Origin of the sequence: Desulfovibrio piger (assembly GCF_012843875.1) — a bacterium.
Taxonomy (GTDB): Bacteria; Desulfobacterota; Desulfovibrionia; order Desulfovibrionales; family Desulfovibrionaceae; genus Desulfovibrio.
Window position 1 is genome coordinate 1 of the sequence record NZ_JABAFY010000041.1, and the last position, 20,085, is coordinate 20,085.

Annotated in this window: 18 protein-coding genes and 2 tRNA genes; 15 read left to right on the forward strand and 5 right to left on the reverse strand. The window is 64.4% G+C overall.

The window, feature by feature from the left end; all coding sequences use genetic code 11:
- Positions 1-392 precede the first annotated feature (392 nt).
- The 4 genes from HF854_RS09660 (at position 393) to HF854_RS09675 (ending at position 4,555) form a co-directional block, all read left to right on the forward strand.
- The gene (locus HF854_RS09660; RefSeq protein WP_168936093.1) at positions 393-1,736 is read left to right on the forward strand and encodes an MFS transporter; all 1,344 of its coding nucleotides are present in this window, start codon (positions 393-395) and stop codon (positions 1,734-1,736) included.
- A gap of 75 nt (positions 1,737-1,811) precedes the next feature.
- Positions 1,812-2,723, forward strand: coding sequence for an amidohydrolase family protein (locus HF854_RS09665; protein ID WP_168936094.1), 912 nt, complete (start codon positions 1,812-1,814; stop codon positions 2,721-2,723).
- 62 nt (positions 2,724-2,785) lie between these two features.
- Positions 2,786-3,676: an alpha/beta hydrolase gene (locus tag HF854_RS09670; RefSeq protein ID WP_168936095.1), complete on the forward strand. Its 891-nt coding sequence runs from the start codon at positions 2,786-2,788 to the stop codon at positions 3,674-3,676.
- 15 nt (positions 3,677-3,691) lie between these two features.
- A complete protein-coding gene (locus tag HF854_RS09675) occupies positions 3,692-4,555 on the forward strand; it encodes an NAD(P)-dependent oxidoreductase (RefSeq protein ID WP_168936096.1) in 864 nt (287 codons plus the stop codon).
- A 280-nt stretch (positions 4,556-4,835) separates the two neighbouring features.
- Here the strand turns inward: HF854_RS09675 and HF854_RS09680 are convergent.
- Together HF854_RS09680 and HF854_RS09685 are read right to left on the reverse strand one after the other, a co-directional pair.
- Positions 4,836-4,912 (reverse strand) — tRNA-Pro (locus HF854_RS09680).
- 410 nt (positions 4,913-5,322) lie between these two features.
- Positions 5,323-5,398: transfer RNA gene (locus HF854_RS09685), tRNA-His, on the reverse strand.
- 220 nt (positions 5,399-5,618) lie between these two features.
- Between HF854_RS09685 and murA the strand changes: the two genes are divergently transcribed.
- Positions 5,619-6,869: a UDP-N-acetylglucosamine 1-carboxyvinyltransferase gene (murA, locus tag HF854_RS09690; RefSeq protein WP_168936097.1), complete on the forward strand. Its 1,251-nt coding sequence runs from the start codon at positions 5,619-5,621 to the stop codon at positions 6,867-6,869.
- A gap of 22 nt (positions 6,870-6,891) precedes the next feature.
- Positions 6,892-7,647 (forward strand): BON domain-containing protein, encoded by a 756-nt coding sequence (locus tag HF854_RS09695; protein ID WP_168936098.1) that lies wholly within the window; start codon positions 6,892-6,894, stop codon positions 7,645-7,647.
- A gap of 145 nt (positions 7,648-7,792) precedes the next feature.
- On the opposite strand, the gene HF854_RS09700 is transcribed toward HF854_RS09695, so the two are convergent.
- Entirely contained in the window at positions 7,793-8,296 is a 504-nt protein-coding gene (locus tag HF854_RS09700) for a cob(I)yrinic acid a,c-diamide adenosyltransferase (RefSeq protein ID WP_168936099.1), read from the reverse strand.
- The gene (gene amrS / locus HF854_RS09705; RefSeq protein WP_168936100.1) at positions 8,293-9,303 is read right to left on the reverse strand and encodes an AmmeMemoRadiSam system radical SAM enzyme; all 1,011 of its coding nucleotides are present in this window, start codon (positions 9,301-9,303) and stop codon (positions 8,293-8,295) included. The genes HF854_RS09700 and amrS overlap by 4 nt, the downstream gene beginning before the upstream one ends.
- A 282-nt stretch (positions 9,304-9,585) precedes the next feature.
- Here amrS and purM point away from each other — a divergent pair, with 282 nt between their 5' ends.
- From purM to HF854_RS09730, 5 genes are all read left to right on the forward strand, one after another.
- Entirely contained in the window at positions 9,586-10,647 is a 1,062-nt protein-coding gene (gene purM, locus HF854_RS09710; protein ID WP_006008254.1) for a phosphoribosylformylglycinamidine cyclo-ligase, read from the forward strand.
- Between the two features lie 71 nt (positions 10,648-10,718).
- Positions 10,719-11,078 (forward strand): hypothetical protein, encoded by a 360-nt coding sequence (locus HF854_RS09715; protein ID WP_168936101.1) that lies wholly within the window; start codon positions 10,719-10,721, stop codon positions 11,076-11,078.
- 248 nt (positions 11,079-11,326) lie between these two features.
- Positions 11,327-11,794, forward strand: coding sequence for a YccF domain-containing protein (locus HF854_RS09720; RefSeq protein WP_240937712.1), 468 nt, complete (start codon positions 11,327-11,329; stop codon positions 11,792-11,794).
- A gap of 76 nt (positions 11,795-11,870) precedes the next feature.
- On the forward strand, positions 11,871-12,707 hold the full coding sequence (locus HF854_RS09725; RefSeq protein ID WP_168936102.1) for an HD domain-containing protein: 837 nt from the start codon (positions 11,871-11,873) through the stop codon (positions 12,705-12,707).
- Complete coding sequence (locus tag HF854_RS09730) at positions 12,691-13,296, forward strand: hypothetical protein (protein ID WP_168936103.1); 606 nt, start codon at positions 12,691-12,693, stop codon at positions 13,294-13,296. Before HF854_RS09725 ends, HF854_RS09730 begins: the two co-directional genes overlap by 17 nt.
- Positions 13,297-13,802: 506 nt before the next feature.
- Here the strand turns inward: HF854_RS09730 and HF854_RS09735 are convergent.
- On the reverse strand, positions 13,803-14,663 hold the full coding sequence (locus HF854_RS09735) for an SDR family oxidoreductase (protein WP_168936104.1): 861 nt from the start codon (positions 14,661-14,663) through the stop codon (positions 13,803-13,805).
- Positions 14,664-14,769: 106 nt separating this feature from the next.
- On the opposite strand from HF854_RS09735, the gene HF854_RS09740 reads away from it, so the two are divergent.
- The 4 genes from HF854_RS09740 to HF854_RS09755 all read left to right on the forward strand — a co-directional run bounded on the left by HF854_RS09740 (position 14,770) and on the right by HF854_RS09755 (position 20,007).
- Entirely contained in the window at positions 14,770-15,567 is a 798-nt protein-coding gene (locus tag HF854_RS09740) for a sirohydrochlorin cobaltochelatase (protein ID WP_168936105.1), read from the forward strand.
- Positions 15,564-16,403, forward strand: a complete 840-nt coding sequence (locus HF854_RS09745) for a hypothetical protein (RefSeq protein ID WP_168936106.1) — start codon at positions 15,564-15,566, stop codon at positions 16,401-16,403. The genes HF854_RS09740 and HF854_RS09745 overlap by 4 nt, the downstream gene beginning before the upstream one ends.
- 329 nt (positions 16,404-16,732) lie before the next feature.
- Positions 16,733-17,923, forward strand: a complete 1,191-nt coding sequence (locus HF854_RS09750; protein ID WP_168936107.1) for an MFS transporter — start codon at positions 16,733-16,735, stop codon at positions 17,921-17,923.
- 323 nt (positions 17,924-18,246) lie between these two features.
- On the forward strand, positions 18,247-20,007 hold the full coding sequence (locus HF854_RS09755) for a hypothetical protein (RefSeq protein ID WP_168936108.1): 1,761 nt from the start codon (positions 18,247-18,249) through the stop codon (positions 20,005-20,007).
- The last annotated feature ends 78 nt before the right edge of the window (positions 20,008-20,085 follow it).

Genomic DNA, 20,085 nt, shown 5'->3' on the forward strand with positions numbered 1-20,085 from the left:
TGTGCCGCCATATGGTCTCTCCTCATTGTAAGTGAAGAGATTATAACATACTTTTGAATTTGACGACACTATCTAGGCTCTTTGGGGACCCTGCAGACCGGCATCCACAAAAGCAACATGTCCTCGACATGTACACATTATGTACATTTCATGTATTCAAAAAGGACACTTGTATAATACTATTTAATAATATATTGAAATAATTTATAAATATTTTTGGCACAATCTTTGCTGCTTCTCTTGCCAATGGCGCACTCCGCTCTCCCCCAGCGGTCATACGCACGACGTTCTTTCGGCAAGGTCCTGACAGACAAAAAAGACGCGTACACGTCAGCTATTTTGGTCTGCAAATTTTCAAGAGGATAGTTCCTAGACAGAAAGGAAAACAGAAAATGGCAGAGAAGCGTCCCAACAACTATTTTGACGACATCCCCACGTCCCACAGACAGATAAAAGTCTTCATGATCATTGTTCTGGCCTATATCTTTGACCAGATGGACAATATGGTACTTGGCTATGTGGCGCCTTCCGTCATGCGTTCCTTTGGCATCGGCATGCAGGAATTTGCCCCTGCGCAGTCACTGTACTTCTTTGGCATGATGCTTGGTGGCATCGTTGCCGGCGTCATCTCCGACAAGTTCGGTCGCCGCAAGGCCTTCATGCTGGGGTGTTTCACCTTCTCCACCGCCACGATCCTGACCGGCATGACGGACAACATCTATACCTTCACCCTGTGGCGGGTGATCACGGGCTTTGCCGTCCTTGGTACCGGTGCCATCTCCTTCACCTATCTGGCCGAGACCATTTCCTCGCAGGACCGTTCCAAGTGGTCAGGCATCGTCGTGGGCGTCGGCCATATCTCCATCCCCTTTATCGGCTTCATCGCCATGGAAGTCGTCCCCATGGGGCCGGAAGCCTGGCGCTGGCTCTTCTACCAGGGCGTCATCGGCTACATCCCGCTGGTGCTTGCCTACTTCTTCATGAAGGAATCCCCCCGCTGGCTCATCGCCAATGGTCGCCAGGCCGAAGCTGAGGCCGTCGTGGAAGCCTACACCGGTGTGCCTGTCGATCTGACCGCGGTCGCCGAACAGTACCGCAAGACCGTTGCCCAGAAGCTGACCGTTGCCCAGACCTTCAAGAAGATCTTCGACGACAAGAAGTATCTGTACCGCACGCTCGTGCTGTTCTGCGTGGCCGCCGGCCAGAACATCCCCTCCTTCGTCTTCCTGGGCTGGAACACCACGCTGCTGCAGCAGATCGGCATCTCCCAGGCCGACTCCCTGCTCATCTCCACGGTGGGCGCCCTGGGCATCCCGCTGGGCGTCATCGCTTCCGGTTACGTCGGCCCCCTGGGTGGCCGCAAGATCTCCATCGGTGTCCAGATCCTGCTGGTGGGCGCCCTGATCTCGGCCTACATGAACGTGGGTACCAACGTGACCATGCTCATGATCCTCTACTTCCTCTTCCAGTTCGTCTCCATGTGCTGCGCCATGTGCCTCAACCTGTACATGTCGGAGTCCTATTCCACCGAGATCCACAATACCGGCACGGGCGTCGTCATCGCCGGCGGCCGCTGCTCCGTGGCCATTTCCCAGCAGATCGTCCCCTACCTCTTCGCCGCCTGGTCCTTCTCCGGTGTGTGCGGCTATATCGTGGCCCTGTGTATCTTCGGAGGCCTGGCCACCCTGCTGCTGGGCTGGCGTACCGGTAACGCGTCCCTGGAATCCGTCTCTTAACCGTACATTCCGGCAGGCGGGCCCGGAGGCCCGCCTGCCCGTCCAGTGAAACCACCTTTCGACAACGAGCCTATCATGAACAAGATCATCGACATCCACGCCCACCTCGGCGACATTTTCTGCGGACAGAACATCACCTTCCGGACCCGCCTGCAGCGCCCCGACCATATCGACGACAGCTTCGCCCAGAACGCACGCGACGGCTTCGTCTTCAAGGCGGAAGGCAGGACGGCGGAACAGCTCCAGGACCGCATGCGCGAAGGCCAGAACCGCCTGGCCCACGCCACCTGCGAAAACCTCGGCAAGAGCATGGATGACGTCCAGGCCGCATACAGCGTGGCCCTGCCCATCCTTCCCTATACGAGCTTCGACGAATACCTTGCGGCCTCCCGCCTGGATCCGCGCATCCTGCCCTTCTCCTGCCCCGATTATTCCCTGCCCCAGGACGAGACCCTGGAAAAGCTCCGTCAGGACATCGCCAACGGCGCACGCGGCCTGAAGATCCACAGTGTGCTTTCCAACCTGCCCATGACCGATCCCCGCACGCTGGCCTGCATCGAGCTCTTCGGCAATGCGGGCCTGCCCGTGCTCTTCCATGTGGGGGTCAGCCACTATTACACCTTTGGCCAGCCCTACAAGGAGACCCCGGAATACGGCGGCCTGGACGATTTCATCACCGTGGCCCACATGTTCCCGGACTATGACCTGATCGCCGCCCACTGCGTCAACAACTACGTCCGGGAACTGGCGGAAAAGACTGCCGGCCTGAACAGGATCTATACGGATACGACCTTCTGTTCCGCCGCCAAGATCGCCGATGCCGTCGAGGTCATGGGCGACGACAAGATCCTCTTTGGTACGGACTATCCCTTCACCACCATCGCCGATGCCTATGCCCAGGTGGAGATCGCCCTGCGGGACAAGCCCGAAAGCCTGTACAAAGTCGCTTACGGCAATGCGGCCCGCCTGCTGCACATCGAGGACTAGTCCGTTCCTTGCGGGAGGGCAGGCGCCTTCCCGCAAGCCCTCCCGACCGGAAAGGAGGTCACATGATCAGCAGAGAATTCCTTGATTCCGTCCGATGCACGGAAGACATCGTCTACAAGACGAGCGGAGGGCACCGTCTGCTCCTGGACCTGTACGGCCCCGCCAGGCCCTCCGGTCTGCCGGGGCCTTTGCTCCTGCTGCTGCACGGGGGCGGATGGTTCAGGCAGAGCAAAAAAACGGAGATCGTCCCCCGTTTCCTCAATACGGTCGGGGCCGACCTTATCAACGGTCATGGCTGGCAGATCGCTGCCGTGGAGTACCGCATGCTGCGGGAACATGCCGTGTTCCCGGACCAGCTCACGGACTGCTGCGACGCCGCACGCTTTTTCATCAAACATGCGGACCAGTATCATGTCGATCCCCGGAACATCTTCGCGGCGGGCTCTTCTGCGGGCGGCTATGCGGCCATCATGATGGCCAGCGAGACAGAACGCTGGAAGGATGCGCCCGAGCTGGCCTCGCTGCATGTCGATCTTGCGGCCGCCGTATCGTTTTCCGGTGTCCTGGACACCGCCTGGATCGTGGAGTCCGGGGACCGCAAAGTCGATGAGACCGGAGACGGCCGCATACGCTACTGCATGCAGTGCCTGCTTTCTCCCCAGCGCCTCCATGACAGGGAGCTCTGGAAAGAAAGCAGCCCCCGTAGCTATCTCCATGCCGGATCGGCCCCGGCCCTGCTCGTCTACGGTACGGCAGATTCCCTGGTCACGCCCGATCACGCTGCCGACTTTTTCCGCTACGCCAGATCGCTGGGCCTGGACTGGGAAGAGCTGCCCGTCATCAACGGGGAACACAATTTTGCCCCTGCGACGGCCGAGACACCGACGATCCCCGACAGGCTCACCATCTATCGCACGGCACGGGATTTCCTGCTCAGGCATGTCCGCCGGTGACAAAAGGATACGACTATGGCTGAAATCGCCTTCTTTGGACTGGGCACCATGGGCGTCCCCATGGCCATCAATCTGCGCAAGGCCGGGCATCATCTCCATGTCCTGCCCCATAACGGCCACATGGACGGTCCGCTGGCCGTCCAGAAATACGGGGCCTGCATCCATGAGACGCTGCAAGAGACCGTGGGGGATGCAGAGTTCATCATCAGTGTCGTCCCTGACGATGCCGCCGTCAGGGATCTTTATCTGAATCAGGCCATGCTCGGGGCCATCAGGCCCGGGACCATCATCATCGAGATGACGTCCTGCTCGCCCGAGATCGTCCGTGAAGTGGCCCGCTTCTTTGCCGAAAAACAGGTCCGCCTTATCGACGCGCCCATCACGGGGGCCCTTCCCAAGGCCATCGACGGCACCCTGACCATCATGGGCGCGGGGGATCCCGCCGCCTTTGCCGCAGCTGAGAGCGTGTTCTCCGCCATCAGCGAGCGTGTCTTCCAGCTGGGAGAGATCGGCAACGGCAAGCTCATCAAGGCCATGACCAACCTGCTGGGAGCCATCAATCTTGCCGCTGTGGGAGAGTTCTACCGCTTTGCCCAGTCGGCCGGGCTCGACATGGAGACCCTGCAGCAGGTCGTGGCCGTCAGCGCCGGTGGTTCGACGCAATTCGAAAGGAACTTCAACAAAATGGTCGCAGACGACTACCGTCCGACCTTTGCTCTTGCCCTGCTTCGGAAAGACATGTCCATCGCTCTTGCCAGCGCCCAAAGCCAGGGGCTTTCCCTTCCCTTGTCGGAAGAAGCCTTTCGCCTTTTCAAGCTTGCGGCAGCATTCGATAAAGAAGACTGCAGCGCCATTGCCAAAGTCCCTGCCGGAGCCTAAGAGCCGGGGCAGCCTGCTGCAAAGCCGGCTGCCCTTTCTTTTTGCCTGAAGGCGCACCAGCGTACTGACGCTGCATCCCTGCGGGACTTCCCCCCAAACGCCTTCCGGCGGATACAGGCGTCCCCCCGCCCTTCCCCAGCGGCAGCCGCCGGGCAGATGCGGCACTGTCCTGCCTGTACCGATGCGGAGCAGGTCTGTTCCTGTTCCCTCAAACAGATCTTCGCAGCAGAAAAAACAAAAAAGCGGCCAGCCTGTTACAGCTGACCGCTTGTTTTTATGATGGTCGGAGCGACTGGATTCGAACCAGCGACCCCCTGCTCCCAAAGCAGGTGCGCTACCATGCTGCGCCACGCTCCGTGATGGGATGTTTTGTACGCAAAAGGCCCTGCTTTGGCAAGGGCGGCCCGTCTGGAGGCCAAGGGCGTTGCCTGCCCTGAGGGAAAAGCCGCCTCCTGCGGGACAGGACCGCGGACCTCTCTCACTCGCCAGGCAGATGACGACCGCGGACAGGGCTCCATCTATAGATAAGGACGAGAGGGAACACGCGGGACGGGCCAGTCTCTTCCCTCCCCGCCGGAAAAGGATCTCCCGGAGGCCCTTTCCTGCGAACGAGGCATATCCCCTTCCGTGCACACGAGAATAAAGCCGGGATTTGTCCTTTCGGACTCCCGGCCCGGGCTCCCGGCACAGCGCCGCTGAGGGGCTGTCAGGCCGTAACCAGCGGCAGAAAAAGAAAAACCCCGCTCGAAAGCGGGGGGATTTCCTTATGGGGCGAAAGATGGGACTTGAACCCACGGCCACCTGGGCCACAACCAGGTGCTCTACCAACTGAGCTACTTCCGCCGTAACGAAGACGTGTATACGCACATCCCGAAAAATATGCAAGCAAAAATTTACATTTCTCTTTCTGGATTTTTTATAGAAAAAAAACTAGCATCCGATACCGGCTCCAAACACCGTGTTTTGCCGGAGCACGGACCAGCCCCCGCACGGGGACGGGACCGCTGCCGCAACCCCCAGCATGCGCCGCAGGCCGGAGCCTGCAGGCCGCACGAGGATCCTGATGGACAAGCTCATTATCGAAGGCGGTACGCCGCTCAAAGGGACCATAGATATCAGCGGCTCCAAGAATGCCGCCCTGCCCATTCTTTTTGCCGGCATCCTGCTGGACGCGCCCATGGTCTACACCAATGTGCCCGACCTGCGCGACATCCATACCACCATCAAGCTCCTGAACGTGCTGGGCTGCTCCTGCAGCTATGACGATCATCGCGTGGAGCTGAAGCCCGGCAGCCTGCTGCCCGAGGCTCCGTATGATCTGGTGCGCACCATGCGCGCCTCGGTGCTCTGCCTGGGGCCGCTGCTGGCCCGTATCGGCCAGGCCCGCGTGGCCCTGCCCGGCGGCTGCGCCATCGGCGCCCGCCCCGTGGACCAGCACCTGAAGGGCCTGGAGCTCATGGGCGCCACCTTCGAGCTGGAAGAAGGCTACATCATGGGCCATTGCGACAAGCTGCGCGGCGCCCACATCACCTTTGACATGCCCACCGTGGGCGGCACGGAAAACCTGCTCATGGCCGCCGTGCTGGCCGACGGCGAGACCACGCTGGAAAACGCGGCCCGCGAGCCCGAAGTGGTGGATCTGGCCAACTTCCTCATCTCCTGCGGCGCGCAGATCAAAGGCCACGGCAGCAGCACCATCCGCATCAAGGGCGTCAGCAGCCTGCGCGGGACGGAATATGCCATCATGGCCGACCGCATCGAGGCCGGCACCTTTTTGGTGGCGGCGGGCATCACCGGCGGCGAGCTGCTGCTCAAAAACTGCCCCTTCACCGAACTGGAATCCGTCATCGCCAAGCTGGAAAGCATGGGACTGGCCATCGAGCAGCGTCCCGAAGGCGTGCTGGCCCGCTACCAGGGCGTGCTGCGCGGCGCGGACGTGAAGACCCGCCCCTACCCCGGCTTCCCCACCGACATGCAGGCCCAGATCATGGCCCTGATGTGCCTGGCCGAAGGCTCCAGCATGGTGGAGGAGAGCATCTTCGAAAACCGCTTCATGCATGTGCTGGAACTGGTGCGCATGGGCGCGGACATCAAGATCTCCGGCCATACGGCCATGGTGCGCGGCGTCAGCCGTCTGACCGGCGCCCCGGTCATGGCCTCGGACCTGCGTGCCAGCGCCTCGCTGGTGCTGGCCGGTCTGGCCGCCCGCGGCACGACCCATGTCCAGCGCATCTACCATCTGGACCGCGGCTATGAACGCATCGAGAACAAACTCAACGCCGTGGGTGCCCGCATCCGGCGTGAAAAGGAATAGCGCTCCGGCGCAAGGAGGATACATGCGTTACATCGTCCCCCTGCTGCTTCTCTGCTGCCTTATGCTCAGCAGCGGTTGTGCCTCGCTCTACGGCGTGTACGACGACCAGCGCCTGGGCGGTACCATCAGCGATGACAAGGAAATCTCCCTGGGGGTCAAGTCCGACCTCATGGACGCCAATCTTTCCCAGGGCTGGGGCATCAAGGTCTACTGCTATTACGGCCACGTTTTCCTGGTGGGCGAGGCCCCCGAGAAGATGCGCTCCCAGGCCATCCGCATTGCGCGCCGCCACAAGGGCGTGCGCTCCGTCACCTCGCACTGGTTCACGCCGGCCAAGAGCGATACCGGCGACTTTGTCCTGGCCACCAAGCTGCGCACGGAACTCATCGGCACCTCGGGCCTGAGCTCCACCCGCATCGATACGGAAGTCAACGCCGGGCGCGTGGTCCTGCTGGGCGTGGTCAAGGATGAGGCCGAGCGCAAGCTGGCCATCCGTGCTGCGCGCCAGGTGGAAGGCGTCAAGCAGGTCATCAGCTATCTGATGCTGCCCCAGAAGCAGGCCGACATACCCGTGCCCAAGGGCCAGGTGGTGCCCGGCGCGGGCCAGGGCACACAACCGGCGGCCACGCCCGCCGCGGCCCCGTCCACGGAACCTGCCGCCCAGCCCGCGGCCCAGAACGTGCCCACCATGCCGCCGGCCAACTCCTCGCACAAGCTGACCCCGCCCACGGCACCGCCTCCGCCGCCGGTGGGCGACGAGGCCGCCGGGGCCGTCTAACCCAAACTCCCCAGGATCTTCGGGGCCACGCCCCGTCATGAACGATCTTCCTTCATACGAAGGGCCCGCTCCAGTGATGGAACGGGCCCTTTCCTTTTTTAAGGTGCACGACAGGGGGCGGCCGATGCCGACAAAACGTCCCGCCCTAGAATTCGATGCCCGGCGCGGCCTTGATGCCCGCCCGCCAGGGATGTTTGATCTCGCCCATCTCCGTGACCAGATCGGCGGCCTCCACCAGCCAGTCCGGCGCATCCCGGCCGGAAAGCACCAGATGGCACCGGGCACGGCGCGCCGCGTCCATGAGCTCTTCCACTTCGCTCCGTTCCAGGATGCCCGCTTTCAGAGCGTAGAGCGTCTCATCCAGCACCAGCAGATCCAGGCGTTCCAGACGCTGCCGGGCCCAGTCCAGTGTGGCCAGGGCCGCTTCCCTGTGGGCGGGGCGGTCTTCCTCGCGCCGCAAAAAGCCCTTGCCGCCGGCCAGAAAATCATCTCCCAGCAGGCGCGCGAGGACGGTCTGTTCCCCGGCACAGCCCGGCTGCTTCATGAACTGGCCGAAACCCACGGCAAAATCCCGGCCCAGGGCCCGCATGGCCTGCCCGATGCAGGCGCTGGTCTTGCCCTTTCCGTTGCCCGTATAGACGATGATCATAATTTCCATACTCCCGGCAGCTTGCTGCCGCATCGCGGACAGACGCCTGTGTCCGTCCTCATGATAACCTGCCATCCCTGCCGCTCCAGGCAGGGGGCGCCACACTGCGGGCAGAGCGTGTCGCCGCCGCCCGCGCAAAAGACATTGCCCGTATACACGAAGCGCAGTCCCTCTTCCAGACCGATGTCCCGGCAGCGCCGCAAGGTCTCCGCCATTGTGGCCGGATGATCCGTCATGCGGTAGGCGGGATGGAAAGCCGTCACATGCCAGGGCGTGTCCGCGCCCAGCTCGTCGCGGATGAAGCGTGCCAGCGCCCGCAGCTCCGCCTCCCCGTCATTGAGACCTTCCAGGATGAGGGTCGTCACCTCCAGCCACCAGCCCAGCGCGCGCATCCGCACCAGATTGTCCAGCACGGGCCGCAGGCGGGCACCGCAATAGTGATGATAGAAGTCCTCGCTGAAGGCCTTCAGGTCGATATTGGCCGCCCGCACCAAGGGGCCCAGCAGCTCCAGACAGCCGGGGCTCATGAACCCGTTGCTCACCAGGATGGACGGCAGGCCCCGCTCCTGCCCCAGCGCGGCCGTGGCCGCCAGCAGTTCCACGAAGACCGTGGGCTCGTTGTAGGTGAAGGCCAGGCTGCGGCAGGCAGTGCGCAGGGCCGCCTCCACCAGCATCTCCGGCGTGGCTTCGTGCCCGCGGATGCGCTCCTGCTCCAGCGGGTCACGGGAAATATGATGGTTCTGGCAGAAGCGGCAGGAAAAATTGCATCCGGCACTGCCCACGGAAAAGGTCCGGCTGCCGGGCAGGAAATGATACAGGGGCTTCTTTTCCACCGGGTCGGCCTGTACGCCCGTCACCAGCCCGTCCACCAGCGAGAGCGGATGCCCCTCGTGGTTGCAGCGCACACCGCAGCGTCCCCGCTGCCCCGGCGAGAGCACGCAGGCATGGGCGCAGAGCCCGCAGCGCAGCCTGCCATCCGTCAGCCGTGTCCACAACATGCTTTCCATAACTGTCCTCCCTGGCGGCCTGTGCCGGTCTGACGGCCGGTGGCACTGTCCCTCTCGGCCTGTCCGCATCACCTGCACCGGACCGTCATCCTCCATGTACGGGCCCGGCCCTGCCGCCCGAAGAAAACAGGAAGCCCGCCACTCCGGTATATCAGGGGAAAATCTCGGCTGCCACGAGAAAAAAGGGGACCGAAAATCTCCCCCTGCCGGGATTTCCCCCAAAAAGCTGCTTGGGATTCGGCAAATTTTTTGCTAGGGTGTCTCCCACCAAGGAGGATACTCATGTCCACAGATCGCGCAAAAGCATATACCGAAGCCGGCGTCGATATCCAGGCCGGCAATGATCTCGTGGCGCGCATCAAGCATCTGGTGCAGCGCACGCATACCAAGGGGGTCATCTCCGACATCGGGGGATTCGGGGGCCTGTTCAGACCTGAAATCGGCAACATGAGCGACCCCGTGCTTGTTTCGTCCACCGACGGCGTGGGCACCAAGCTCAAACTGGCCTTTGCCTTCAACAAGCACGATACCGTGGGCATCGACCTCGTGGCCATGAGCGTCAACGACATCCTGGTCCAGGGGGCCACCCCCCTGTTCTTCCTTGACTACTTCGCCACCGGCAAGCTGGATGTGGATACCGCCCACACGGTCATCAGCGGCGTGGCCGAAGGCTGTCGCCAGTCCGCCTGTGCCCTGCTGGGCGGCGAGACCGCCGAGATGCCCGACATGTACGGCGATGGCGAATACGACCTGGCCGGCTTCTGCGTGGGCATCGTGGACAACGCCAAGCTGGTGGACGGTTCCGGCATCCGCGTGGGCGACAAGATCGTGGGTCTGGCCTCTACCGGCCTGCACTCCAACGGCTTCTCGCTGGCCCGCAAGATCCTGGACAAGAGCGGCCTGGGCCCGGACGATCCCTTCCCGGGTGCCGACGGCGCCACCGTGCGTGACGTGCTGCTGGCCCCCACCCAGATCTATGTGGAAGTGGTCCGCTCCCTGCTGCGCGACCTGGACGTGCGCGGCATGGCCCACATCACCGGCGGCGGCTTCTACGACAACATCCCGCGCGTGCTGCCCAATCAGGTGGAAGCCCACATCGACTTCGGCAGCTGGGAAATGCCCCCGGTCTTCAAGTGGCTGCACGAAGTGGGCGAACTTTCCTGGCCCGAGATCCTGCAGATCTTCAACGGCGGTATCGGTTACGTGCTGGTGCTGCCCGAAGAGCAGGTGGAAGAGACCATCAACCGCATCCAGGCCTTCGGCATGTCCGCCTGGTCCATCGGTACCATCGCCCGCCGCAACGGCGACGGCGAACAGGTGGTCGTCAACTTCGACAAGGCCTAGCCTCGTCCTGCATCCGATCCTCAAGGGGGAAGGCCTGCGCCTTCCCCCTTTTTTCTTGGCAAAGGACTTCCATGAACGGCAAAGCATGGCTGGGGCGGCTCCTGCCCCGCAAGGCCCCGGGCCCCGCAAAGGCCACGCGCAAGGCCTCCCGCCGTCCGTCATCACCGCTGCGGGAACTGGAGCGGGAACAGGCCGCGCTCCGGGCCCGGCTCGATGCGCTGGGGACGGCCCTCGACGCCGCGTCCGTCGCTCTTCCGGAACAGGAACGCACGGCCCTCCGTCAGGTGCGGGACGAGGCCCGCGCCGTGTGCGGGCGTGCCCGCGGCCGTCTTGCCGCCTTCCGCAAGACCTGCTGGCTGGTGGTCCTGATCCAGCTCTGTCTGCTGGCCGCCATGCTGGCCTCCTTCCATTTTTTCCTGCCGGAACTGTAGCCTTTCGCCTTTTCCGGCCCGCTCTCCCTCCATGACGGGGACGGCCGGGATCATTGCCTGATCCTGCCTGGCCTCCTGTCCGACGACTATCCTGCGTGAGGGCCTTCCTCCTCGATGGAGAGAGGGAGGTGACCGCACCATGCGGCATCTTCCCCGCACGCTTCGCCCATCCCTCCCCCGGCACATGGACAGGCATCCCGCCCCCGTGTAGCATGGATGCTCCATCCACGTTTTTTCAGGAGTTTCCCATGCAAGCTCTGGGCTGTCTCGGCAATGTCCTCTGGTTCTTCCCCTTCGGTCTGGGTACCGGCCTGCTCTGGTGCATCGCGGGCGTGTTCTGCTTCATCAGCATCATCGGCATCCCCTGGGGCCGGGCCTGCTTCGTCATGGCCGGTTTCGCCTTCATGCCCTTCGGCCGCATGCCGGTCTCCCGTGACGTCCTTACCGGCGAAGGCGACATCGGCACCGGCCCGCTGGGCACCGTGGGCAATATCGTCTGGCTGCTGCTCTGCGGTATCTGGATCGCCTGCGGGCATCTGCTCTCGGCCCTGGCCTGCGCCGTGACCATCATCGGCATCCCCTTCGCCTGGCAGCACGTCAAGCTGGCTGCCCTGGCCCTGTGCCCCATCGGCAAGACCATCGTGGACGCCCGCGTGGCCGATGCCGCGGAACAGGCGGCCGCCTGGCGCCAGACCAGCGGACAGTTCCGGCGCTGAGGAAAAACAAGGGGCGACGCTGCCCCAGCACCGACGCCCCTTGCCTCCCTCCCGGCCGGGGCGTACACCCACAGACATGAACACCGCATCCCCCGTCCTGCCGGACATCAGCTGTCATGAAGCCTGGTTCGCCGCCTACGCGGCCCGTGAGCGCGAAAAGGAATATCATCGCGACGGCGGCGATCCTTCGCCCATGGATCTCAAACTGCACCACACCATGCAGGTGCTGGCCCATGCCCGTGCCATCGTCGCGGGCGGCCGCTTCGCACCGCCGCTGGACCGCGCCTGTCTGCTGGCGGCCCTGTACCATGACGTCGCCCGCTTCGAGCAGTACCTGCGCTGGCATACCTTCCGCGACCGGGAGTCCTGCAACCACGGCCAGTGGGGCGTGCGCATCCTCAAACGCGAACAGCGCCTGAAGGACGAAATGCCCGCCGTCCGCAAGCTGGTGCTCGCCGCCGTGGGCCTGCACAACCGCTTTGCCCTGCCCGCGGGCCTGCCGGAAGGGATGGCCCGCATCTGCCATGCCGTGCGTGATGCCGACAAGCTGGACATCCTACGTGTCATGGACGAGCATCTTTCCGGCCCGCGGCCCTACTGCCCCACCGTTGTCCTGAGCCTGCCCGATGATCCGGCCCTCCACAGCGACAAAGTGCTGGACGATGCCCTGGCCGGGCGGGTGGCGGCCTATGCCGACCTGAAGAGCGTCAACGATTTCCGGGTGCTGCTGGGGACATGGTTCTACGACATGCACTTCCCGGCCAGCCGGGCCCGCTTCGTGGCTGAGGGCCACGCGCGCCGTCTGCTGACGGATCTGCCCGCCACACCGGCCTATGCGGCGGCCCGTGACCACCTGCTGCGCTGTCTGGATGCCGTCCCGACCACGGAGGCCCCTGATGCCTGCCTGTCCTAGCGCTCCCTGCTTCTCCCCGGAGGCGACCGGCAGCGTCCCCCTGCTGCGCGACCTTCTGTCCGATGCCGACGTGACCCGCCTGCACACCTTGCGCCCGGCCCCGCCGGTTCCCGGCCTGTACGCCGCCCTGTGCCGCCGGGTGCCCTGGCCGGACGTGAGCCGTGCCCTGCCCTGCAATGCCCTGCCCGACCTCCCCGGAACGACGGCGCAGGCGCCCTTTGCGTCCCTGCCGGATCTGCCTGCGGGCTCGCTGGAAGGGCTGCGCCTGGGCTATGTGCTGTTCTCCCTGCCCTGGCCCGATGCCGTGAGCCTGCTGCGGGCCTGTGCCCTGGCGGCACGGCAGCTCTGGCTGGCGGACTTCATCCTGGCCGAACGCAACCTGGGCCTGCCTGCGGCCCTGCTGCGACGCCTCCTGCCCGGTTTCCTGCCCTGGGGGCCCGCGACGCCCGCCCGTATCTGGCTGCGGCGTGGCGGGCTGGAAGGGTGCCTGCGTGATGCCGGGCTGGCCGCGGCACAGCGCCGCACCCTGCTGGCCGGGGCCGCCGCCCTGATACGGGTGGCGCCCGTCCGCCTCCCTGATACTTTTTAGGTGGAACAAGTCCCCCACCGAAAGACCGACGTTCCTCTCCTCCTTGGCGGAAAGCCGGACGTCACCGCCGATACCCGCAGTAAAGGAAGCCGGACACGATCTCCGCCGCCTCCATCTGCCGGAACAGCTCTGTCGCTCCTCCTGCCCTGCCATGCAGGCTCATCGCCCGGCCATCTCCGGCTGGCGGTCTTGATGCGCGCCTCTCGTTGGCCCATCAACAAAAAAACAGGGAGCCGAGCCCCCTGTCTGTGAGAAAGGCCGCCCGAAGGCGGCCTTTCAGGTCCAAACCATGCAAGTCCGGAAATATATCATCCCTCTCGCTATGGAGGGCTTTGCGTCCCTGATCCGGCACAGGAAGGTCGTGCTCCCGCATGCCGTGAGCCTCTCAAGATCTATGCCCCACTGCCATCGACGGCCCGCAGGAGCGTCTCTCGCCCGGAGCTCTTCTCCGCGCCTCCGTGCCCGGGAACCTGTCGGTGAACGACCGGTCCCCGTGCCGGATACCCTTAGGCATCGAACGGGTCGCAGAAAAAATGCTCCCGCAGGGCCTGTGTCCAGGGGCGCGGATGCATCCCCAGATACTCGGAAAGCTTGCCGCAGCCCAGTACCGTATAGGGCGGACGCGGCGCTTTTTGCGGCCATTGCGACGAGGGGATGGGCTCCACGCGGCATTCGTTGCCGGCCAGGCCCACGGCTTCGCAGGCCAGCTCGCACCACGTGGCCTGACCGCTGTTGACGGCATGCCACAGGCCGGTGGCCTGACGTTCGGCCAGCATGATGCTCCACAGGGCCAGATCCAGCGAATAGGTGGGCGAGCCCGTGCGGTCGTCCACGATGGTGATGCTGTCGCGCCGGTGGCAGGCATTGAGGATGTCGTCCACGAAATTGCGCTTGCCGGGGCCGAACAGCCAGCCCGTGCGCACCACGCAGGCCCGCTCGGGCAGGGTCTGCAAGACGGCCTGCTCCCCGGCCAGACGGGTCTTGCCGTAGACATTGAGGGGCGCCGTGGCGTCTTCTTCGCGCCAGGGGCTGCCGTGCTGGCCCGAAAAGACCAGCCCGGAACTGAAGTGCACCAGATGGCCTTCCCCGCGGGTCTTGAGCAGGCAGGCCAGAGTATGCGGCAGGGTGCGGTTGTAGAGCAGGGCTTCGTCGGGATGGTCCTCGGCATCGTCCACCGTGTTCCAGCCAAGGGAGCTGAACACCACGTCCGGCGCGCAACTGTCCAGACGGGCCTGCAGGAAGTCCGCATCCAGGATGTCACCGTCCGAGCGTTCCAGCGATTCCACCGACCAGCCGCGCCCCAGCAGGACATGGCGCAGGGCCTGCCCCAGCAATCCGGTGCAGCCCTCCAGAACCAATGCTTTCACGAACAATCCTCCAAAGTATAGCGCACTGTAGCCTCCCCTCTGCCCACGGTCAACCGTGAGGCCCGCCGTCTTGCCAGCGTGCGTCAAGTGTCGTACACCAGCAGAGATGAAAACCGCTATCCTGTTGGTCGCCTACGGTACGAGCAGCCCCCAGGGGCGTGGCTCGCTGCGCCAGTTCGACGCCTGGGTGCGCGAACGTTTTCCCGGCATTTGCGTGCGCTGGGCCCTTTCTTCGGAGCTGCTGCGCACCCGTCTGACGCGTGCCCGGCAAAAAAACGATTCCGTGCTCAAGGCCCTGCGCCGCCTGTGCCTGGAAAATTTCACTCATGTGGCCGTGCAGCCCTTGCAGATCATCCCCGGCAGCGAACATACCGACGTGCGCGCCGATGCGGACGAGGCCGGACGTCTGGACGGCCTGCATGTGAGCATAGGGACGCCCCTGCTGGCCTGTGACGAGGACATCCGGGCCGCCGCGCAGGCCGTGCTGGCCCACCTGCCCGAAGAACGCCGGGCCGACGAGGACGTGGTGCTCATGGGCCACGGCAGCCGCAAGCAGGCCGTGACCGCGTATGCGGCCCTTGCCGGGGCCGTGCAGGCCCTGGACGCCCGCGTGCATGTGGGCACCATGAGCGGTGCCCTGGAGCTGGAGGCCCTGCTGCCGCGCCTCACGTCCCGCCGTGTCTGGCTCATGCCCCTGCTCTCCGTGGTGGGGCGCCATACTCTGGAAGACATGGCCGGGGACGCGCCGGATTCCTGGCGTTCCCGCATCGAGGCCGCCGGCCACACCTGCGCGCCCGTGGTGCGGGGCACGGCCGAATACCGCGCTTTTGCCGATATCTGGCTGCGGCATCTGGAAGATGCCGTGGCTGCCTTGCCAACTGTCAAAAAGGATGAGGAAAAGTGAAGAATGTCCTGCGCCTGCCGCTGGCCCTGCTGGTCTGCGGCCTGATCTCTGCCTGTGGTCTGATGGGGGGCAACGGCAGCGCCGACCTGACGCCTGTGGCACAGGCAGCCCCCGCTGCCAAAGCCAATGCCTTCAACCCCTGGATGAACAAGAGCCTGCCCAACACCCGTACCCTTTCCGCTGAAGGCATGGCCATGGTGCAGGCCATGGGCGCCGACCGCCAGAGCATCGAGGACGAGGCCGCCTACCGCCCCCACTGGCGCGAAGAGATCTACCCCGTGTTCTTCGGCAACAAGACGGCCCCGCACGAGATCATCGTGCTGCTGGACTTTGCCTCGCCCGACAGCGCCCGCGTCTGGCAGGCCGTGCGCGATGCCTCGGCCAAGCTTTCTCCCGCTGACGCCAAGATCGCCGTTTTTGCCAAAAATTCGGAAAACTACGGTACCGACATCATGGGCATGGGTATCTGGATCAGCTATGAGCGCAAGGGCCAGGCCATGGACTACATGAGCCACGCCCTCAGCGAATGGAACCGCATCAAGGCCGCCCAGAAGAAGCAGGGGCGCAGCGTGCCCTTCACCAACGAGTACGATGCCACCGTCAAGCCCAGCGACCTGCCCATCCACTACGCCTATATGGGCAAGCTGCGTCCGGCCGTGCCTTCCAGCCAGGAACTGGACGTGGCCCGCTACTGCTACAATGCCGGCAACGTGAACATGTACCAGGCCGTGCAGATCTCCCGCTATTACGGCGTGAAGCGCATCCCGGCCGTCATCGCCGACGGCAAGGTGCTGGCCTCGCCTTCAGCCTCGGACATCGTGTCCGCCCTGCGCTAGGCACGCTCTCACCGCATTTTGCAAGGACGGGTCCGCACGGGCCCGTCCTTTTTTGTTGCCCGTTGCCGGACGAAAAGCGGGCCCTGCCACCACACGGCCCCGCGCGATGCCGCGGTGCGGGCTGTGCCGCGTATACGGTTGAGCCGCAGCGCGCCCGCCGCCTCCGTGACGTGGGCAGACGGCAGGCCCTCCCCGAAGCCGTCTGCCGGCCCTGTGCGAAAAAAGCCCGCGCCCCGCCGGTGGACGAAAACGGATTTCATTGCACATCGGGCGGAACTTGGTTAGCACGGAACCACGCCTTCGTTCACACGAGGGCATGGAGTTCCCGTATGCCCAAAAAAGTTTTTGCCCCCGGCAACCGCTGGCTGGTTGCCTACCTCGCCTTCCTGAGCGCCTTCGCGCCCCTTTCCACCGACATGTACCTGCCGGCCCTGCCGCACATGACGCAGGCCCTGCAGACCACGGACGCCCTCTCCAGCCTGAGCATCTCCTGCTTTTTGCTGCTCTTCGGGGCCTCCATGCTCTTCTGGGGCCCGCTCAGCGACAAATACGGCCGCAAGCCCGTGCTTTACACGGGCGCCCTGCTCTATGTGGTCTCCAGCCTGTTCCTGGCCCTGGCCCAGTCCATCTGGCCCCTGCTGTTCTGGCGCGCCGTGCAGGCCATCGGCAGCGGCGGCATCAGCGCCATGGCCCTGGCCATCGTCAAGGACATGCTGCGCGGCCGGGCCATGGAAAAAGTCATCACCTGGATCCAGACCATCACCATCCTGGCGCCCATGCTGGCCCCGGTCATCGGCGGGGCCCTGCTGGCCGTCACCGACTGGCGCGGCATCTTCGCCTGCCTGCTGCTCTGCGGCCTGCTGGCCGGTGCCGGGACACTGCTGCTGCGCGAGACCATGCACCATCCGGTACAGGGCAATGCCTTCCGCACGCTGGGCCGTCTGCTGGTGGTGCTGCGCCACCGGGGATTCCGCTGCCTGCTGCTGCTTTTTTCCGCCACCAGCATGCCCTTCATGGCCTATCTGGCCCTTTCCTCCTATATCTTCCAGGGCCTGTTCGGGCTCTCGCCCCAGGCCTACAGCCTGTTCTTCGCCTTCAATGCGGGCATGAGCATGCTGGGCCCGCTGGCGCATGAGCGCTTTTTCCGCACCGCGCCCCGGCGCCTCTTCTTCTCGGCCTATCTGGGCATCGTCGTGGTGGCCGGGCTGGGCCTGCTGCTGGTGGGGGATCGGGGGCCCTTCATCTTCGCCCTGCTCTGCGCGCCCATCAGTTTTTGCGGCAGCGCCCTGCGCCCCCCGGCCACGGTGCTCATGCTCAACCAGATGCGCAACGATACCGGCAGCCTGACGGCCCTCATCAACAGCGGCGGCCTGCTGTTCGGCAGCCTGTCCATGCTGCTCTGCGCCCTGCCCGTCTGGCCCGGCCCCGTGGCGGCCCAGGCCCTCATGGCCATCCTGGTGGGTCTGGCCTGCCTGCTGGGCTGGCTGTGGCTGGACAGCCACAAGGTCTACGAAGGCTGATCGCCGCGCTCTTTCCCGGAACACCCAAAAAGTCTCGACAGGGGATCTTCCCGCACCTGCCGCGGCAGTCCTTCGGGGCTGCCGTGACACTTTTTGTCCCATGGCGGCGCGTCCTGTTCTCCATGCTGGCAACATCGTTGCCAGTCCGGGGGTGTCGTCGCCTGCTCCTGCCGGGCCCGATCGCCTTTGGACGAAGAAAAATGGACACTTCCGGCTTTCCCCTGTAGGCTGGAAGGAACTGGCATGAAGCTTGCTTCATGCAGGACAGCATTTGCCCGTACATCCCGTACCGCACCTATCGACCATTTCCCGGGAGGGATCCCATGCCCCAGATCGATCGCGTCAACGTTGCCACTCTGACCCGACTGGCCGACATAGCCGGCACCCATGACCGTCTTGTCGCCACCGCGGAAGGCGGCATCCAGACTTCCGGCAGGGTCAGCGCCTTCTTCACCGCCAAGGCCACCCACCGCGCCACTGCCGAAGCTTTCCTCGGCGCCATCCGCAACAAGTACGGTGACGGCATCGCCGATGCCCTGGCCCCGCAGCTCAGCGCCATGCGCCAGCAGGGCAAGCCGCTCAAGGCCCGCGTTGCCCGCGACATCCTGGCCCAGGCATCGAACATGTCGCAGGCCCTGGGCCCGGCCAACACCGAGATGGCCCGCCGCTTCCTGCTGGGCAACAACGGCGCGGGCGATACCCGCAATCTGGACCATGCGCTGCAGGACTTCTACGCAAAGAACAACCTCCAGCCCTCCCCGGCCCTGCGCCAGGCCTTTGAGCGGATCATCAACGATATGGCGGCCAACAGCCAGAAGCTGCTTTCCTATCAGGACATGGCCGATGCCGTGACCATGCAGACCCTCCAGTCCCGGCCCGCGGACTACATGCTCTGCGGCATCGATCCGCAGCTGACCCGCGACGCCGCCCTGGATGCCTGCGCCACCCATCTTGGTGTGGACGGCGAACTCAAGGCCCAGCTGGGGCAGCTCATGGACCGCGTGCTGGTGGAAGAAAGCGCGGCGGGGCGTCAGGGTACGCCCGCGGACTTTTTCCGCGATCTTTCCACGGCCAACCAGACCTCCCTGCAATGCTTTGCCTTTGCCTGCGGCAAGCCGGGCCTGGGGGACGCCGCGCTTCGTGACGTCATGAGCCTTACCCCCCACCGGCATATGGGCGATATGGCCACTCTGGCCCCCCAGCTGAACGTGGGCGGCGGTATCGCCCTCATCATGGTGGCCATGCAGCGCCTGCCCGAGATACGCACCCGGCAGCCCCAGGGCCCCCTCAGCCGCGAGACCCTGTGGCAGGGCTGCTTCCAGGAGCCTATGCCGCAGGATCTGGCCGCCAAGAGCCAGCGTGATTTCAACAGCGCCATGTATGAAAAGCTCCTGGGCATGTTCCGGGCCCGCACGGAAGATCCCGCGGCCCCCTTCACCGGCATGCTCCTGCTCGGTGCCGGTGTACGCCTGGAAAAGGCCCTGGAAGCCGTCAGCGATGCCGCCGGCTTCGACCTCAAGGACTTCGCCTTCCCGCCCAGCCTGACACCGCTGGAGCGCCTGGGCGACATGGCCAAGGTGGAAGAGGGGATGGCCATGGACCTGAACCGGCGCGGCACGCATAATGCCCTTCCCGGTTACCGGCCCACCATCAGCTTCGGCGGTGTGGGCATCCCGGCGGAGGCAGAGGCCACCGTCCATATCCAGGACATCGCCTACATGACCGACGAGGACAAGAACGATTTCGAGCATGGCCGGCCGTCCACCATGTCGCACAATCTGGCCATCCGGGCCCAGCTGCTCTGCGGCGACAATGACGCGCAGGCACGGCAGGTCCTCCTCAGCATGGGCCAGTCCGGCGCCTTCCTGGTACGCACCCTCAGCCACCTGACCGGCGTGCTGCAGGACGAGCACTCGCCCCTGGACATCGACATCCGCCGCGAGGCCAACGGCGATGTGACCATGCGTCACCACACGCCGCCCCAGTCGCCGCTGGATGCGGACTTCACCTATACCGTCACCCCGGACGGCCAGGGCATGCTCACGGCCTGCCGCATGCAGGCCCGGCAGCCCCAGGACGCCTGATCCCCTAGATAGTGTCGTCAAATTCAAAAGTATGTTATAATCTCTTCACTTACAATGAGGAGAGACCATATGGCGGCA

Bases quoted from the DNA above. Each gene is read 5' to 3' on its own strand.
- HF854_RS09660 (WP_168936093.1), top strand. From the start codon at position 393: ATGGCAGAGAAGCGTCCCAACAACTATTTTGACGACATCCCCACGTCC.
- HF854_RS09740 (WP_168936105.1), top strand. From the start codon at position 14,770: ATGAAAACCGCTATCCTGTTGGTCGCCTACGGTACGAGCAGCCCCCAG.
- HF854_RS09750 (WP_168936107.1), top strand. From the start codon at position 16,733: ATGCCCAAAAAAGTTTTTGCCCCCGGCAACCGCTGGCTGGTTGCCTAC.
- HF854_RS09720 (WP_240937712.1), top strand. From the start codon at position 11,327: ATGCAAGCTCTGGGCTGTCTCGGCAATGTCCTCTGGTTCTTCCCCTTC.
- HF854_RS09695 (WP_168936098.1), top strand. From the start codon at position 6,892: ATGCGTTACATCGTCCCCCTGCTGCTTCTCTGCTGCCTTATGCTCAGC.
- HF854_RS09665 (WP_168936094.1), top strand. From the start codon at position 1,812: ATGAACAAGATCATCGACATCCACGCCCACCTCGGCGACATTTTCTGC.
- HF854_RS09700 (WP_168936099.1), bottom strand. From the start codon at position 8,296: ATGATCATCGTCTATACGGGCAACGGAAAGGGCAAGACCAGCGCCTGC.
- HF854_RS09730 (WP_168936103.1), top strand. From the start codon at position 12,691: ATGCCTGCCTGTCCTAGCGCTCCCTGCTTCTCCCCGGAGGCGACCGGC.
- HF854_RS09670 (WP_168936095.1), top strand. From the start codon at position 2,786: ATGATCAGCAGAGAATTCCTTGATTCCGTCCGATGCACGGAAGACATC.
- HF854_RS09715 (WP_168936101.1), top strand. From the start codon at position 10,719: ATGAACGGCAAAGCATGGCTGGGGCGGCTCCTGCCCCGCAAGGCCCCG.
- amrS (WP_168936100.1), bottom strand. From the start codon at position 9,303: ATGGAAAGCATGTTGTGGACACGGCTGACGGATGGCAGGCTGCGCTGC.
- HF854_RS09755 (WP_168936108.1), top strand. From the start codon at position 18,247: ATGCCCCAGATCGATCGCGTCAACGTTGCCACTCTGACCCGACTGGCC.
- HF854_RS09675 (WP_168936096.1), top strand. From the start codon at position 3,692: ATGGCTGAAATCGCCTTCTTTGGACTGGGCACCATGGGCGTCCCCATG.
- HF854_RS09725 (WP_168936102.1), top strand. From the start codon at position 11,871: ATGAACACCGCATCCCCCGTCCTGCCGGACATCAGCTGTCATGAAGCC.
- murA (WP_168936097.1), top strand. From the start codon at position 5,619: ATGGACAAGCTCATTATCGAAGGCGGTACGCCGCTCAAAGGGACCATA.
- purM (WP_006008254.1), top strand. From the start codon at position 9,586: ATGTCCACAGATCGCGCAAAAGCATATACCGAAGCCGGCGTCGATATC.